Origin of the sequence: Leclercia sp. 29361 (assembly GCF_011290365.1) — a bacterium.
Classification (GTDB): domain Bacteria; phylum Pseudomonadota; class Gammaproteobacteria; order Enterobacterales; family Enterobacteriaceae; genus Enterobacter; species Enterobacter tamurae.
Genome location: NZ_CP049786.1, coordinates 2,101,861 through 2,117,295, shown reverse-complemented (window position 1 = coordinate 2,117,295; position 15,435 = coordinate 2,101,861). Strand labels below are relative to the sequence as shown.

At 56.1% G+C, this 15,435-nt stretch carries 16 protein-coding genes; 9 read left to right on the top strand and 7 right to left on the bottom strand.

The genetic code is table 11. The features are described from left to right. The first annotated feature begins 1 nt into the window (after position 1). The 4 genes from G7090_RS10110 to gstA all read left to right on the top strand — a co-directional run bounded on the left by G7090_RS10110 (position 2) and on the right by gstA (position 4,155). Positions 2-688 (top strand): electron transport complex subunit E, encoded by a 687-nt coding sequence (locus G7090_RS10110; RefSeq protein ID WP_032617845.1) that lies wholly within the window; start codon positions 2-4, stop codon positions 686-688. Then, the gene (gene nth, locus G7090_RS10105; protein WP_166182297.1) at positions 685-1,320 is read left to right on the top strand and encodes an endonuclease III; all 636 of its coding nucleotides are present in this window, start codon (positions 685-687) and stop codon (positions 1,318-1,320) included. The genes G7090_RS10110 and nth overlap by 4 nt, the downstream gene beginning before the upstream one ends. Positions 1,321-1,935: 615 nt before the next feature. Then, the gene (dtpA, locus tag G7090_RS10100) at positions 1,936-3,441 is read left to right on the top strand and encodes a dipeptide/tripeptide permease DtpA (protein WP_106993713.1); all 1,506 of its coding nucleotides are present in this window, start codon (positions 1,936-1,938) and stop codon (positions 3,439-3,441) included. Between the two features lie 108 nt (positions 3,442-3,549). Further along, positions 3,550-4,155 carry a glutathione transferase GstA gene (gstA, locus tag G7090_RS10095; protein WP_106993712.1) on the top strand — a complete coding sequence of 202 codons (606 nt, stop codon included), beginning with the start codon at positions 3,550-3,552 and terminating at the stop codon, positions 4,153-4,155. Between the two features lie 83 nt (positions 4,156-4,238). On the opposite strand, the gene pdxY is transcribed toward gstA, so the two are convergent. The 5 genes from pdxY to anmK form a co-directional block, all read right to left on the bottom strand. Then, a complete protein-coding gene (pdxY, locus tag G7090_RS10090) occupies positions 4,239-5,099 on the bottom strand; it encodes a pyridoxal kinase PdxY (protein ID WP_166182296.1) in 861 nt (286 codons plus the stop codon). A gap of 63 nt (positions 5,100-5,162) precedes the next feature. Further along, the gene (tyrS, locus tag G7090_RS10085; RefSeq protein WP_166182295.1) at positions 5,163-6,437 is read right to left on the bottom strand and encodes a tyrosine--tRNA ligase; all 1,275 of its coding nucleotides are present in this window, start codon (positions 6,435-6,437) and stop codon (positions 5,163-5,165) included. Between the two features lie 126 nt (positions 6,438-6,563). Beyond that, positions 6,564-7,220 (bottom strand): pyridoxamine 5'-phosphate oxidase, encoded by a 657-nt coding sequence (gene pdxH, locus G7090_RS10080; protein ID WP_106993889.1) that lies wholly within the window; start codon positions 7,218-7,220, stop codon positions 6,564-6,566. A gap of 57 nt (positions 7,221-7,277) precedes the next feature. Further along, entirely contained in the window at positions 7,278-7,601 is a 324-nt protein-coding gene (gene mliC / locus G7090_RS10075) for a C-type lysozyme inhibitor (RefSeq protein WP_106993709.1), read from the bottom strand. Between the two features lie 96 nt (positions 7,602-7,697). After that, entirely contained in the window at positions 7,698-8,822 is a 1,125-nt protein-coding gene (anmK, locus tag G7090_RS10070) for an anhydro-N-acetylmuramic acid kinase (RefSeq protein WP_106993708.1), read from the bottom strand. A 285-nt stretch (positions 8,823-9,107) separates the two neighbouring features. Here anmK and slyB point away from each other — a divergent pair, with 285 nt between their 5' ends. Continuing rightward, entirely contained in the window at positions 9,108-9,575 is a 468-nt protein-coding gene (gene slyB / locus G7090_RS10065) for an outer membrane lipoprotein SlyB (protein ID WP_106993707.1), read from the top strand. 203 nt (positions 9,576-9,778) lie between these two features. After that, positions 9,779-11,131: a GGDEF domain-containing protein gene (locus G7090_RS10060; protein WP_166182294.1), complete on the top strand. Its 1,353-nt coding sequence runs from the start codon at positions 9,779-9,781 to the stop codon at positions 11,129-11,131. A 36-nt stretch (positions 11,132-11,167) separates the two neighbouring features. On the opposite strand, the gene slyA is transcribed toward G7090_RS10060, so the two are convergent. Continuing rightward, positions 11,168-11,608 (bottom strand): transcriptional regulator SlyA, encoded by a 441-nt coding sequence (gene slyA, locus G7090_RS10055; RefSeq protein ID WP_106993705.1) that lies wholly within the window; start codon positions 11,606-11,608, stop codon positions 11,168-11,170. 185 nt (positions 11,609-11,793) lie between these two features. On the opposite strand from slyA, the gene G7090_RS10050 reads away from it, so the two are divergent. Genes G7090_RS10050 through G7090_RS10040 form a run of 3 tightly spaced genes read left to right on the top strand, consistent with a single transcriptional unit; the run spans position 11,794 to position 14,926 of the window. After that, entirely contained in the window at positions 11,794-12,030 is a 237-nt protein-coding gene (locus G7090_RS10050) for a DUF1656 domain-containing protein (protein ID WP_106993704.1), read from the top strand. Between the two features lie 2 nt (positions 12,031-12,032). Further along, positions 12,033-12,896 (top strand): HlyD family secretion protein, encoded by an 864-nt coding sequence (locus G7090_RS10045; RefSeq protein ID WP_166185192.1) that lies wholly within the window; start codon positions 12,033-12,035, stop codon positions 12,894-12,896. Next, positions 12,893-14,926 carry an FUSC family protein gene (locus G7090_RS10040; RefSeq protein WP_166182293.1) on the top strand — a complete coding sequence of 678 codons (2,034 nt, stop codon included), beginning with the start codon at positions 12,893-12,895 and terminating at the stop codon, positions 14,924-14,926. Before G7090_RS10045 ends, G7090_RS10040 begins: the two co-directional genes overlap by 4 nt. On the opposite strand, the gene sodC is transcribed toward G7090_RS10040, so the two are convergent. Further along, a complete protein-coding gene (gene sodC, locus G7090_RS10035) occupies positions 14,905-15,423 on the bottom strand; it encodes a superoxide dismutase [Cu-Zn] SodC (protein WP_106993702.1) in 519 nt (172 codons plus the stop codon). The genes G7090_RS10040 and sodC overlap by 22 nt on opposite strands. Between the last annotated feature and the right edge of the window lie 12 nt (positions 15,424-15,435).

Genomic DNA, 15,435 nt, shown 5'->3' with positions numbered 1-15,435 from the left:
CATGAGCCAGGTTAAAGAGGTTATCGTTCAGGGGCTGTGGAAGAACAACTCCGCCCTGGTGCAGCTGCTGGGGATGTGTCCCCTGCTGGCCGTCACGTCGACCGCCACCAACGCGCTGGGTCTGGGTCTGGCCACTACCCTGGTACTGACCCTGACCAACCTGTCGATCTCTGCCCTGCGTCGCTGGACGCCGTCAGAAATTCGTATTCCGATCTACGTGATGATCATCGCCTCGGTGGTGAGCGTCGTGCAGATGCTGATTAACGCCTACGCCTTTGGCCTCTATCAGTCGCTGGGGATCTTTATCCCGCTGATCGTGACCAACTGCATCGTGGTGGGCCGCGCCGAAGCCTTTGCGGTGAAGAACGATCCGCTGATTTCGGCCCTCGATGGTTTTGCCATCGGCATGGGGGCCACCGGGGCAATGTTCGTGCTGGGCTCGATGCGTGAAATCCTCGGCAACGGCACCCTGTTCGACGGCGCAGACGCGCTGCTGGGCGGCTGGGCGAAATCGCTGCGCATTGAGGTGTTCCACACCGATACCCCGTTCCTGCTGGCGATGCTGCCGCCGGGCGCGTTTATCGGCCTCGGCATGATGCTGGCGGTAAAATACCTGATTGATGAGAAACGTAAGCGCCGCGCTGCTGCACGCAGCGTAGAGGAAGGGATCCCTGAGAAGGCCTCATGAATAAAGAGAAGCGTTTAACCATTTTGCAGCGCCTGCGGGATAACAACCCGCACCCGACCACCGAGCTGAACTTTACCTCGCCGTTTGAACTGTTGATTTCGGTCCTGCTCTCTGCGCAGGCCACCGACGTGAGCGTGAATAAAGCCACTGCGAAGCTCTATCCCGTCGCCAACACCCCGCAGGCGATGCTGGAGCTGGGCGTAGAGGGTGTGAAGTCCTATATCAAGACCATCGGCCTGTTTAACAGCAAAGCCGAGAACGTGATCAAGACCTGCCGCATGCTGCTGGAGCTGCACGGTGGCGAGGTGCCGGAAGATCGTGCCGCGCTGGAAGCCCTGCCCGGCGTCGGGCGTAAAACCGCCAACGTGGTGTTGAATACCGCCTTCGGCTGGCCAACCATCGCCGTGGATACCCATATCTTCCGCGTCTGTAACCGCACCAACTTCGCCCCTGGCAAGAATGTCGAACTGGTGGAAGAGAAGCTGCTGAAGGTGGTTCCGGCGGAGTTTAAGGTCGACTGCCATCACTGGCTGATCCTGCACGGGCGCTACACCTGTATCGCGCGTAAACCGCGCTGCGGCTCCTGTATCATTGAAGATCTCTGTGAATATAAAGAGAAAACTGACCTCTGAAACCGTCTCACGACGGTTTTTTTATGCGCTATATTCCTTACGCAAAGTATGACTTCCTGCTGATAACACCTTTTACAGCCATTCCCCCTGACCCACACTCCCTTCCTTGCGGATTATTCGGCTATATAACAATCAAACAGGTTAATTGTTTTTTTGTCAGCGAAATTTTCTATATAAATGTGATCGAGATCACCCTGTTCACACGGTGTTAATTTTATGTATCGCAAATGCCGATAAAGCCTTATTGCATTGAGAAATCAACCCTGATAACCCGAAGATATGACCGGATATATTTCAGAACTTAGCCCATATCACTGCATAACACCTTTTACAGCAGAACATATCGCCACCTGCGCACTTTTTCGGCTAACGGATAGTGAAAAAAACCAGTTTCAACGCAACGGTGAAATTTAACGCTAAATAACATTTAGGTTTCTGGCGCATTATAGCGCTGGAGTTATATGTAACAGAGTATTACAAATGCCTTGCCAGACGGGTCAGGATAGTGAACATTACCCGCCGTTTCCCCTCCCACTATAACTATAAAGCGGATGGACTACGGTCATCACGCTATGAACACCCCCGTTAATATGGGATGTAAAAAAAGAGGTATATGTGTCTACTGCAAACAATAAACCAGCTGAGGAAAGCGTAAGTCTTAACGCTTTCAAACAACCGAAATCGTTCTATCTCATTTTCTCCATTGAGCTGTGGGAACGTTTTGGTTACTACGGTCTGCAAGGGATCATGGCGGTTTACCTGGTTAAACAACTGGGTATGTCCGAAGCTGATTCCATCACGCTGTTCTCTTCTTTCAGTGCTCTGGTGTACGGTCTGGTCGCAATCGGCGGCTGGCTGGGCGATAAAGTGCTGGGGACCAAACGTGTTATTCTGCTGGGCGCCATCGTTCTGGCGATCGGTTACGGTCTGGTTGCCTGGTCTGGTCATGATGCCGGCGTGGTGTATATGGGTATGGCGACCATCGCGGTCGGTAACGGCCTGTTCAAGGCGAACCCATCGTCCCTGCTCTCGACCTGCTACAACAAAGATGACCCACGTCTCGATGGCGCATTCACCATGTACTACATGGCCATCAACATCGGTTCCTTCTTCTCTATGCTGGCGACCCCGTGGCTGGCAGCAAAATTCGGCTGGAGCGTGGCGTTTGCCCTGAGCTTCGTCGGGATGCTGATCACCGTGGTGAACTTCCTGTTCTGCCGCGGCTGGGTGAAAGACTACGGTTCCAAGCCTGACTTTGCCCCGGTACAGATGGGCAAACTGCTGGCGACCATCGTCGGTGTTGTCATTCTGGTTGCCGTTGCCACCTGGCTGCTGCACAACCAGGGTATCGCCCGTGCGGTGCTGGGCGTGGTTGCGCTGGGTATCGTCTGCATCTTCGCGAAAGAAGCTTTCGCTATGCATGGCGCAGCGCGTCGTAAAATGATTGTTGCCTTCATCCTGATGGTTCAGGCAATTGTCTTCTTCGTTCTGTACAGCCAGATGCCAACCTCGCTGAACTTCTTCGCCATCCGTAACGTTGAGCACTCTATCCTCGGTATCGCGTTTGAACCGGAGCAGTTCCAGGCCCTTAACCCGTTCTGGATCATGATTGGTAGCCCGATTCTGGCCGCTATCTACAACAAGATGGGCGACCGCCTGCCAATGCCGCACAAGTTCGCGGTGGGTATGGTGCTGTGCTCTGGCGCCTTCCTGGTGCTGCCGCTGGGTGCGGAATTCGCCAGCGACGCCGGTATCGTCTCCGTCAACTGGCTGATCCTGAGCTACGCTCTGCAGTCCATCGGTGAACTGATGATCTCCGGTCTGGGTCTGGCAATGGTTGCGCAGCTGGTTCCACAGCGTCTGATGGGCTTCATCATGGGTAGCTGGTTCCTGACCACTGCCGGTGCCGCCATCATCGCCGGTAAGATCGCGAACCTGATGGCCGTGCCGTCCGACGTGACCGATCCGCTGCAGTCTCTGCATGTTTACGGCGACGTATTCCTGCAGATTGGTATCGCCACTGCGGTTATCGCCGTGCTGATGATGCTGATCGCACCGAAACTGAATCGCATGACTCAGGACGACGACATCGACGCCAAAGCGAAAACCGCGACCGCGTAATGTCATCGGGAAACGACTGAATTGAAGCCGCTAACTGTGCGTTAGCGGCTTTTTTTTTATTCTGTGCCGCACTACCATAGAGTAAACCTACGTAAACAGGAGTGACCGATGAAACTGTTCTATAAACCAGGCGCCTGCTCTCTTGCCTCCCATATTACGCTGCGCGAGAGCGGTAAAGACTTCACCCTCAACGGGGTTGATCTGATGAAGAAGCGTCTGGAAAACGGCGATGATTTTTTCGCGGTGAATCCTAAAGGCCAGGTCCCGGCCCTGCTGCTGGAAGACGGCACCCTGCTGACCGAAGGGGTGGCGATCATGCAATACCTGGCGGATGGCGTGGCCGATCGCCAGCTACTGGCCCCGACCGGCAGCATCGCGCGTTACAAGACGCTTGAGTGGATGAACTACATCGCCACCGAGCTGCACAAAGGCTTTACCCCGCTGTTCCGCCCGGATACGCCGGAAGAGTACAAGCCGACCGTTCGCGCCCTGCTGGAGAAAAAGCTGCAGTATGTGAACGAGTCCCTGAAAGACGAGCAGTGGATTTGCGGTCAGCGCTTTACCATTGCCGATGCCTATCTGTTTACCGTTCTGCGCTGGGCTAAAGCCGTGAAGCTGAATATGGAAGGGTTGAGCCATATCGATGCGTACATGCAGCGTATGGCGGAGCGTCCTGCCGTGGCGGCAGCGCTGGAAGCGGAAGGGTTGAAGTAAGTTTTTGCCGGGTGGCGCTGGCGCCTACCCGGCCTACGGTTTTCCAGGCCCGAGCAAGCGCAGCGCCGCCGGGCATTATGATGCTAAAGCTGGGTCGCGCTAAAGAGGTGCTCCGGCTGCGCAATCTGGTCCTGAGCGGCCACCACCTGCAGCTCATACTCCTGCATATTTTTCGTGGCGATCATAATCTCATACACCGCTGCCGTGACGTGCTCCAGCGCATCACGCACCGTTGCCCCCTGCAGCAGTTTCACCAGCAGCAGGCCGCTGGTCACATCCCCGACACCCACCGGCTGACGGCTGCCGAAATCCACCAGCGGACGGCTGATGTGCCAGGCTTCGTCTTTCGTCACCAGCAGCATCTCAAAGCGGTCCGGGCTGATCCCGGCGCGGGCCAGGTGCTTCACCAGTACAATTTCCGGGCCCTGGGCAATCAGTTCCCGTGACGCCGCAATAGCCTCTTCCACGCTGTTGACCGGATGCTCGCAGAGGATCTCCAGCTCAATAAGATTCGGGGCGATGATGTCGCTGGCCGGTAAGGCATGACGAACATGAAACTCCGCAACGCCGGGCGCCACGATGCAGCCCTTTTCCGGGTGACCCATCACCGGATCGCAGAAGTATTTCGCCGCCGGATTGGCCGCTTTCACCTGTCGAACAATACCCAGAATATGCTCGCCCTGCTCGGCTGAACCCAGATAGCCACTCAGCACGGCGTCACAGGTTTTGAGTTTGTCGATCTCCGCGATGCCCTGGACAATCTCTGTCAGATGAGCAGGCGGCATCACGCAACCGGTCCACTTACCGTATTGCGTATGGTTGGAGAACTGAACGGTATTTAATGGCCAGACGTTGGCCCCGAGACGACGCATCGGAAATTCCGCGGCGCTGTTGCCAGCATGCCCAAACACGACGTGGGACTGGATGGCGAGGATATTCTTCATTTTCTTACCACAACCCTGAAAAAATAAAGGGGCATGGTTTCCCATGCCCCTGTGCTTTTATGATTACTTCCAGCAGATCAGACAGTAATTCTTTTTGCCGCGACGCAGTAAGGTGTAGCGGCCAAACAGGCGATCGCTGTCCACGAAGGTATACTCCTCGTTGGACTGTTTTTCGCCGTTGATGGTGATTGCGTTCGAGGCGATAGTTTTACGCGCCTGACCACGGGACGGCTGCAGCCCGGAGTCCACCAGTGCCTGCATCAGGTCTGCCCCTTTCTCCATCTCAACCATCGGCACGCCATCCTGCGCCAGCTGTTCGAAGTCAGCTTCGCTCAGATCGCTCAGGGTACCGTTGAACAGGCTGGCGGTAATGCGCTTCGCGGCCGCCAGGCCCTCTTCACCGTGCACCAGCTTCGTGACCTGCTCCGCCAGCACGTACTGGGCGCGCGGGGCTTTGCCGCTGTTCTTGTCTTCTTCTTCCAGGGCGTTGATCTCTTCCAGATCCATAAAGGTGAAGAACTTCAGGAAGCGATAGACGTCAGCATCTGCGGTGTTGATCCAGAACTGGTAGAACTTGTACGGGCTGGTTTTCTTCGGATCGAGCCATACCGCGCCGCCTTCGGTTTTACCGAATTTGGTGCCGTCGGCTTTGGTGATCAGCGGTACGGTCAGACCGAAGACCTGGTTCTGGTGCAGACGACGGGTCAGGTCGATACCGGAGGTGATGTTACCCCACTGATCGGAGCCGCCAATCTGCAGCGACACGCCGTGCAGGTTGTTCAGGCAGGCGAAGTCATAACCCTGCAGCAGGTTGTAAGAGAACTCGGTGAACGAGATCCCCTGGTCGTCACGGTTCAGACGCTGTTTCACCGCTTCTTTGTTGATCATCTGATTAACGGAGAAGTGCTTGCCGATATCACGCAGGAAGGTCAGCACGTTCATGCCGCCAAACCAGTCGTAGTTGTTGGCAGCGATCGCGGAGTTTTCACCACAGTCGAAATCGAGGAACGGGGCAACCTGTTTGCGGATCTTATCCACCCACTCCTGCACGGTGTCTGCCGTATTCAGTTTACGCTCAGCGGCTTTAAAGCTCGGATCGCCAATCAGACCCGTTGCGCCGCCCACCAGCGCCACAGGTTTATGACCTGCCAGCTGGAAGCGTTTCAGGCATAACAATGGAACAAGATGCCCCAAATGCAAGCTGTCGGCGGTAGGATCGAAGCCGCAATAGAGCGCGATCGGGCCTTGCGCCAGTCGCTCTGCTAACGCTTCCTCGTCCGTCACCTGGGCTACCAGCCCCCGCTCTTGCAATTGTTTAATCAAGTTACTGCTTGCCATCAAATTCTCCATGTATAAAACGACTGCACCTCTGCCGGTACACGACTTTTCGCCAGACGCGAAAGGTACATAGAATAAAGCGCTGACACCCGTTGTACCAGCGCTTAAAAGAACAAATTTAGGGGATTAAGGGGCCAGACGATCGATTTTCCACGCACTGTTCTCGCGCTGGTATAAAAAGCGGTCGTGAAGGCGGTGCTCACCGCCCTGCCAGAACTCCATCTGCTGGACAGAGACGCGGAAACCGCCCCAGAAACTCGGCAGGGGCACTTCGCCCTGCTGGAACTTCTGTTTCAGCTCGAGGAATTTGCTCTCCAGCACGCCGCGGGCCGAAATGCGGCTCGACTGCTTCGAGACCCAGGCCCCAATCTGGCTGTCGCGCGGACGGCTGTGGAAATACTTCACTACTTCCAGGGTGGAGAGGCGCTCAACGGTGCCGGTGACCATCACCTGACGCTCCAGCATATGCCAGGGGAAGAGCAGACTGATGCGCGGGTTGTTTTCGAGGTGGTGCGCTTTGCGGCTGCCGAGGTTGGTGTAGAACACCAGCCCTTTCTCGTCGTAGTGCTTGAGCAGCACAATGCGCTGGTAAGGTTGACCCTGTTCGTCGACCGTCGCCACCACCATCGCGGTGGGATCGGCCAGCCGGGCGTCACAGGCCTGTTTCAGCCAGTGCTCAAACAGCACCAGCGGCTCGGCGGGGAGATCCTGGCGACGCAGGCCGCCTTTGGTGTATTCGCGCCTGAGGTGCGCGATGTTCTGCAATTCGTCGTTATCTGACATGGCGTTAGCTGACATTGACAATGGGTGACGCTATTGTGCGCCGCCCCCTGCAAAATCTCAACGCTTCGGATTTTCGATCTGACAATTGTTCAGCACAACGCGATCGCGCTTGTAGACCGTCGCGCTGTCGCCCTTCGACCAGAACACATAGACGCCGTCGCTGTAGCGGGTGCCGGAGGCAGACATCCCCTGCTTAAGCGTCAGCAGCTTGTTGTCATAGACGAAACTGACTTCCTGACGGGGATTGTTGAGCTTCACGGTGAGCGGCTTTTCGTCGCACTGGTACGCCAGGGAGTCGGTTTGCATGCGCTCAACAAACTGGTTGTAGACGCTACAGCTCGCCAGCAGGAAGGGGGTTAAAGCAAGAAGCAGTTTTTTCATGGGTGAGTTCCGAAGACTTTCCTGGTCCCGGAGGGCGCGAACGCCCTCCCGTTTTTTCGTGTCATTCTACCCAGTGCGCCTTTAAGCGAAATTCGGTTAACTCTGATTTTGCCGCGGATTGGCTGGAAAAACAGCACCTAACACGCTGGCTTCCCGCGCGCCGGTCACGGAAGGGAGATTTCCCGGCAGGCCCGCCACCGTTCGCCACGCCAGCCAGGCGAAGGCCAGCGCTTCCATATCATCGCCGCTGATCCCGGCCTTGTCGGTGCTGCTTACCTCCGTGCCCGGCAGCAGACCGGCCAGCCGCGCCATCAGCAGCGGGTTACGGCTGCCGCCCCCGCACACCAGCAGACGATCGCAGCCGCCACTCAGCAATACCTGTTCAGATACGGAGACGGCGGTGAGCTCTGCCAGCGTGGCCTGCACGTCCTGCGGCGCCAGGCCCGGGAAGTTCGCCAGCTGGCGTTCCAGCCAGCCGTAATTGAAATACTCGCGGCCGGTGCTTTTCGGTGCCGGAGCGGCAAAATAGGGATCGCACAGCATGCTTTGCAGCAGCGGGATAATAACCTTGCCGCTGCAGGCCCACTGGGCATCTTTATCATAGGGTTTGCCCGACTGACGCCAGATCCAGGCATCCATCAGCATATTTCCCGGCCCGGTGTCGAACCCGCGTACCGGCTGCCCGGGGATCAATAAGGAGAGATTGGCGATCCCGCCAATGTTAAGCACCATGCGGCGCTCCGTCGGGTGCGCAAGCAGCGCCTGGTGGAAGGCTGGCACCAGCGGCGCGCCCTGCCCGCCAAGGGCCATATCCCGGCGGCGGAAGTCACCCACCACCGTCACCCCGGTTTTGGCCACAATCTGGTTGTTATCCCCAATCTGCAGAGTATGAGGCGCATCGCCCACCGGCTCATGCCAGACGGTTTGCCCGTGACAGCCAATCGCCACCACATCCTGAGGGCGCAGATCTTCCTGTTTCATCAGCGCCAGCACGGCATCAGCGAACAGACGGCCCAGCTGCGTATCCAGCTGACCCAGCTGCGACAGCGTAAGCTGTTGTCCCTGGCAGATATTCAGGATCGCTTGTTTGGTTTGCTGGGGAATGGGCCAGCTCAGGCTTGCCTGCTGCGCCACCATATTCTCGTCGATAGCTGCGAGAACAACATCCACGCCATCCAGACTGGTTCCTGACATTACGCCAATGTAGCGACCCGATTTCATCCGTTTTCCTTACTCCGCTGGGTTGATGGCCCACTCCACCATAAACCCGGCATCAATTCCATGACGCGATAATACTTTTTAACAATACCTGGACGTAACGGTCATTCCAGGAATTATCCTCATCGGATGTGGGGTGAACTCAGAGCCTGTTTATATCTGGTTAAGCCAGAATCAAGTACTATTCTCCTATTGTTTAGGCGAAGATAGGATCTATGGCACCTGATGCCATATAATTTAGCCATAACGGATGCTCACAGAGCGTTTTTTGGTGAACAGGAGATTCAAATGATTTTACGTGTACTGGCCGTTTCGCTGGTTGGATTCACTCTGGCTGGCTGTGTTAATGATAGCTCCCTCTCCGGGGATGTTTACAGTGCATCTGAGGCGAAGCAGGTACAGCAAGTCACCTACGGCACCATTGTGAACACTCGCCCGGTACAGATTCAGGGTGGTGATGAGAACAACGTGATCGGTGCTCTTGGCGGTGCGGTACTGGGTGGCTTCCTCGGTAACACCGTGGGCGGCGGTACGGGCCGTTCCCTGGCAACTGCGGCAGGCGCCGTCGCCGGTGGCGTTGCCGGTCAGGGCGTTCAGGGTTCGATGAACAAATCCCAGGGCGTTGAGTTAGAAATCCGCAAAGACGACGGCAACACCATTATGGTGGTGCAGAAACAGGGCAACACCAAATTTGCCGCTGGTCAACGTGTCGTGCTGGCAAGCAATGGCAGCCAGGTTACCGTCTCCCCGCGTTAATGACATTATGGGCGTGGTCCTATGACCACGCCCATTTACAATATATAACACTGCACTGAATATATTTACACAATACATTCAGCAAACATATAATTAACATCCGCTTCTCTTGCTCCTGCGCAAAGTATTCCCCCTGCGTTCATGAGACTATTCGCAAACCCTCTTTTTCTATTTATTACTAACACACAACATCCAGGGTTTCGATGAGCCGTTATATAAAGAATAACTACGTCCAGTTTTGGCTGGGATGCATTATTGTTATCGGAATTTTACATTTTCTGTTTACCGGACTGGAAGATAAGGTCACCTCATTTTCACCAATTTTATTTCCGATGCTGACCATATTTTTACTGGTCTTTCATCTCTTTATTGCCTGCTTTATGGTTATGAAATACTGGTGTGACAGACAGCGCTTATATCTGATCGCGTTTGCTTTCGCCTATGTCGGTTCCGCGATGCTGATGGTGGGAACGCTCTCCAGCTACCCGGCATGGCTGGACCAGCATCAGTTCAACGTTGTGAACTACAACGACGCGATGATCTTCTTTACGTTTCGTCATCTGTTAATGGCGGTAATGTTTATTGCTTCGGCCCTGCTCTATTTTATACGTAACAGACCGCTCACCCGGACGTTTCACCTGGCCGTTATTGTTGGGGCAGCTATTTATACTGCCGGAATAGTGGCCCTGGCCTGGCTATATTCCAGCTTTTCGCCTTTGTTATCATTAGATCTGGTTGATAATGAAACCCGGAAATATATGCTGCTGTGGAAAGAGGCGATAAACGTTGCCTTACTCCTCGTCTGGATTGTTTCATTAGCTACCCTGATGATTATTACCCGCGTGCGCAATATGTTCTGGGTCGGAGGTAATTTTATCTGCGTCTGCTATATCGTGACGCTGGCGATGCTGTTTCTGGGCGGTCACGCGGAAGATATTACCTGGTATCGCGCCCGGTTATTTGAAACCGTCGCCACTCTGCTGATTATTTTCGTCCTGCTGTATGACGTATTTAATCTCTATCGCAACTCGCATCTGAAGTACCAGCAGTCTTACCAGAATTCGATTCGCGATCCCCTGACCCGTCTCTACAATCGTAGCTATTTTTACGACGCATTGAACCAGACGCTGCGCACGGCCAGTGAAAACCACCCGGTCTCGGTTATCGTCAGCGATCTCGATCGGTTTAAGCGTATTAACGACAACTACGGGCATCTGCAGGGGGATAAGGTGCTGCAGTTTGTCTCCCAGCTGCTGATGGATTCGGTACGGCCCCAGGACATTGCGGCGCGTATTGGTGGGGAGGAGTTTGTCCTGATGTTAACCCATACCTCTTCCGACGCAGCCCGCCAGGTTGCAGAGCGGATACGGTTAAAACTGAGCAGCGTTGACAAAGCCAGTTCAGAAGGACAACTCCCCGAGCCTGTTACCATCAGTATGGGCGTGTTTACCGCCACCTCGCCGGAAACCAGCGCGGAAGCGTGCGTCGAATGCGCAGATAAGGCGATGTACGAGGCGAAAGAGACCGGGCGTAACCGGGTGGTGGTATTTCAGTAAAGAAAAAGCCTTGCGTTCGCAAGGCTTTTTTAGAGGTTAGTCACGGGATTGTAGCTCGTGGATATTGCTTTCAAGCCGGGCGACCAGCGAGATCAGCAGTTCCAGTTCAGCCGGGCTGATCCCGGCGAGGATTTCACCGCGCGTCTTACAGATCACGGCTTCCATCTCAGTGATAATCGGCGTGGCTTTCTCGGTAAGTTTAATCCGCTTGGCGCGACGATCGCTGGCGCAGGTCTGACGCGAAATCAGCCCCTTCTCTTCCAGTTGGTCGAGCGTGCGTACCAGTGATGGCTGCTCGATGCCAATCGCTTTTGCCAGTTGGATCTGTGACTGGTCGGGTGGCAGCTGATGGATATTATGCAGCGTGACCCAATGCGTCTGTGTCAACTCCAGAGGTTTCAGGCGATGGTCAATCAGAGCACGCCAGATGCGTACTAACCTTGCCAGATCAGAACCTAGTGGCGATTCCAATTTCATCTCCTTATAATTAGCTTGCTAAGTTATTATACTGATTTTAGAATAGTGTGCAGCATTTATATTGCCAAAACAAATGCAATACTGGATAAAAACAAAATGACTCTCTGCTTTACATTGAGTTAAGACGCCCCCGGGCGATATGCGGCTACTTTTAGTCACTTCCCCCAATGCAAAGGAACCGGCTCGTGAATTTCACGTTTAACGCCACGGGGTTACCGCTTCAGGATCTGATTGTCGGCGCCTCGGTTTACTTTCCTCCCTTATTCAAGGCGGTAATGCTGGGTTTTCTAATCTGGCTTGTCACCCACCGCTTGTTGCGCGACTGGATCTATTCCGGTGAAATCTGGCACCCGATGTTGATGGATCTCTCGCTGTTTGTGCTCGCGGTGTGCCTGAGTCTGGCTCTGTTGATTGTGTGGTGACGATACCTGTGAAAACCATTAAATATTTTTCATCCTTACTCGTTCTGGCCCTGGCGGTGATCGCGGGCTGGTGGCTATGGAATTATTATATGCAGTCGCCCTGGACCCGTGACGGCAAGATACGCGCCGAGCAGGTTAGCGTAACGCCGCAGGTGTCCGGCACCATTACCCGGCTGCAGGTCAAGGACAACCAGTTCGTTCATGCCGGTGACGTGTTGTTTTATATCGATGAGACCCCCTATCACATCGCGGTCCTCAATGCTGAAGCGCAGCTGGCGAAATCCCAGTCCGATCTGGCGAAAGCCAATAACGAAGCCAACCGCCGCCGCCATCTTTCCCGGAACTATATCTCTGCAGAAGATCTGGATACCGCCAATATCAACGTTAAAGCGATGCAGGCCAGCGTGGCCGTGGCCGAAGCCACCCTCAAGCAGGCCCAGTGGCAGTTGACCCAGACGGTGGTCAAAGCCCCGGTTGATGGCTGGGTCACCAATCTTTCTACCCGGCCGGGCGATTACGCGTCTACCGGTCAGCCAGTTTTCGCCCTCGTCGACAGCCATTCATTCTATGTGGTGGGCTATTTTGAGGAGACCAAACTCCGGCATATCCATGAAGGCGCCCCGGCGCAGATCGTACTCTACAGCGGCTCGAAAAGGTTACAGGGGCATGTGTCCAGTATCGGACGCGCCATCTACGATCAGAGCGTGGAGACCGATTCAGGGCTGGTCCCCGACGTTAAACCCAACATTCCCTGGGTGCGGCTGGCGCAGCGCATCCCGGTGCGCATCGCCTTTGACCAGTTGCCGACGGACCTGACGCTGGTCTCCGGCACCACCTGCACCGTCTCCATCGGACGCGCCCGGTGAGTGTGCCCGCATTATCCTGGCGCAACCTGCCGTGGCTCAAGGCAACCCCGGCGCAGTGGCGCTATGCCCTGCGTAACGGGATTGCGATGTGCCTGGCACTCACCGTCGCCTATTGTCTCAACCTGGATGAACCCTACTGGGCGATGACCTCGGCGGCAGTGGTCAGCTTCCCCACCGTCGGGGGGGTGATCAGTAAAAGCCTGGGTAGGGTGGCGGGCAGCCTGCTGGGGGCCACCGCGGCACTGATCATTGCCGGACATACGCTTAACGACCCGTGGCTCTTTCTGTTCAGTATGGCGGCCTGGCTGGCGATCTGCACCTGGGCCTGCGCCCATTTCAGCAATAACGTCGCCTACGCCTTTCAGCTGGCCGGTTACACCGCGGCGATCATCGCCTTCCCGGTGATCGATATTGTCGACATGACCCAGCTGTGGGATATTGCCCAGGCGCGCGTGTGTGAAGTCATTATCGGCATCCTGAGCGGCGGGGTGATGATGATGATCCTGCCCAGCACTTCCGACGGTACCGCCCTTATCAGCGCCCTGAAAGCGATGCACGCCCGGCTGCTGGAGCATGCCAGCCTGCTGTGGCAGCCCGACAGCAACGATGCCATTCGTCTGGCCCATGAGAAGGTCATCGCCCAGATCCTGACCATGAACCTGCTGCGAATTCAGGCCTTCTGGAGTCACTACCGTTTCCGTCGGCAAAATGCCCTGCTCAACTATCTGCTCCACCAGCAGCTGCGGATGACCAGCGCTATCTCCAGCCTGCGCCGTATGCTGCTGAACTGGCCTGACCCACCGGCACAGACCCGGGAGGTCATCGACCAGCTGCTGGCCGCCCTCGCCCGGCCCGATGCCGATTTCTATACCCTGGCCCGCATCATCGCTCCGCTCAACCCGGGTGCTGAGGGCGACTATCGCCATCGTGCCGTCTGGCAGCGGCTGCGCTATTTCTGCCGCCTCTATTTGCGCAGCAGCCGCTGGATAAAGGCAGTTGAAACGGCCACCCCGGTGACGGAGTTCGCCGTCCCACGTAGCCCGGCACTGGCCCGACATACCGATAACCTGGAGGCGCTGTGGAGCGGCTTTCGCACCTTTTGCGCCCTGAGTCTGGTAGGCGCCTGGACCATTACCGCCCAGTGGGACGCCGGGGGAGCAGCCCTGACGCTGGCGGCGATCAGCAGCGTGTTGTACTCGGTGGCGGCCTCGCCTTTCAACTCCCTGACGCTGCTGCTGCGCACCCTGATCCTGCTCTCGCTGTTCAGCTTTGTGGTCAAATTCGGCCTGATGGTGCAGATCTCCGATCTATGGCTGTTCCTGCTGTTCCTGTTCCCGTTGCTGACCACCATGCAGCTGCTGAAGCTGCAGATGCCCGCCCTCGCCGGACTGTGGGGACAGCTGATCGTCTTTATGGGATCGTTTATTTCAGTGACCAACCCGCCGGTGTATGACTTTGCCGATTTCCTGAATGACGATCTGGCAAAAATTCTTGGCGTAGGGCTGACGTGGCTGGCCTTTGCGGTATTACGTCCAGGCTCGGATGAACGGAAAAGCCGCCGTCACATCCGCGAGCTGCGGCGGGGATTTGTCGATCAGCTCAGTCGTAAACCGCAGCTGAGTGAAAATGGTTATGAATCGCTGGTGTATCACCATGTGAGCCAGCTTAACAGCAGTCAGGATGCGCTCTCGCGCCGCTGGCTGTTGCGCTGGGGCGTGGTCCTGCTCAACTGCAGCCACGTGGTATGGCAGCTGCGCGGCTGGGAGACTCGCTCCGATCCACTGGCACAGGTGCGGGATGTCGCGGTGTCGTTACTGCGCGATATCATGAGCGAACGCGGAGTACAGCAGCGGCCGCTGGCCGCCACTCTTGATGAGCTACAGCGCATCTGCGATGTCCTTGGGCGTCATTCGCAACCGGCCGGTCAGGAGCTGGCGGCCCTGATCTGGCGCCTGCACTGCTCGCTGTCCCAGCTGGAACAGGCGCCCGCTCCGGGCACCTTAAGCGATCAAATTACGCCGCAGGCGTAACGCGCCCCACCACCGCCAAGCGGTTTAGGATGATCGGACATGTTGTCGCCGCCAACATGGATCATCAGTGCTTTACCTTTGACCTCATCCAGCTTTTTCAGGCGCGGCGCAACCACCGGGTCGGTGGCTTTTCCGTCGTTATTGACCACCAGCGCGGGGAGATCGCCGAGGTGGCCCATGCCTTCCGGCCCTTCATGCTTGCCGGTGTTCTGTGGATCGAGGTGCCCGCCCGCAGCCTCAGCGGCGGAAGGTTTACCCTCTTTCATGGCGGGTTCGCAGGAGCCTTTGGCGTGGACGTGATAACCGTGTTCGCCCGGCGGGAGGGCTTTGAGATCGGGGGAAAACTCCAGGCCTTTATCTGTTTCGGTAATTTTCACCGTCCCGATGGACTGGCCAATCCCCCCAGAGGTGACGAGGTTCATCTTTACTTCTTCACTGGCAGCCTGCGCACCTGCGCAGACCACCAGCGTCAACGCTGCCAGAGTAAAACGCTTCATATGACCTCCTTC

Excerpts from the sequence above, each read along its gene's own strand:
- tyrS (WP_166182295.1), bottom strand. The coding sequence starts at position 6,437 with ATGGCAAGCAGTAACTTGATTAAACAATTGCAAGAGCGGGGGCTGGTA.
- gstA (WP_106993712.1), top strand. The coding sequence starts at position 3,550 with ATGAAACTGTTCTATAAACCAGGCGCCTGCTCTCTTGCCTCCCATATT.
- mliC (WP_106993709.1), bottom strand. The coding sequence starts at position 7,601 with ATGAAAAAACTGCTTCTTGCTTTAACCCCCTTCCTGCTGGCGAGCTGT.
- G7090_RS10060 (WP_166182294.1), top strand. The coding sequence starts at position 9,779 with ATGAGCCGTTATATAAAGAATAACTACGTCCAGTTTTGGCTGGGATGC.
- pdxY (WP_166182296.1), bottom strand. The coding sequence starts at position 5,099 with ATGAAGAATATCCTCGCCATCCAGTCCCACGTCGTGTTTGGGCATGCT.
- slyB (WP_106993707.1), top strand. The coding sequence starts at position 9,108 with ATGATTTTACGTGTACTGGCCGTTTCGCTGGTTGGATTCACTCTGGCT.
- G7090_RS10110 (WP_032617845.1), top strand. The coding sequence starts at position 2 with ATGAGCCAGGTTAAAGAGGTTATCGTTCAGGGGCTGTGGAAGAACAAC.
- sodC (WP_106993702.1), bottom strand. The coding sequence starts at position 15,423 with ATGAAGCGTTTTACTCTGGCAGCGTTGACGCTGGTGGTCTGCGCAGGT.
- anmK (WP_106993708.1), bottom strand. The coding sequence starts at position 8,822 with ATGAAATCGGGTCGCTACATTGGCGTAATGTCAGGAACCAGTCTGGAT.
- pdxH (WP_106993889.1), bottom strand. The coding sequence starts at position 7,220 with ATGTCAGATAACGACGAATTGCAGAACATCGCGCACCTCAGGCGCGAA.
- slyA (WP_106993705.1), bottom strand. The coding sequence starts at position 11,608 with ATGAAATTGGAATCGCCACTAGGTTCTGATCTGGCAAGGTTAGTACGC.
- nth (WP_166182297.1), top strand. The coding sequence starts at position 685 with ATGAATAAAGAGAAGCGTTTAACCATTTTGCAGCGCCTGCGGGATAAC.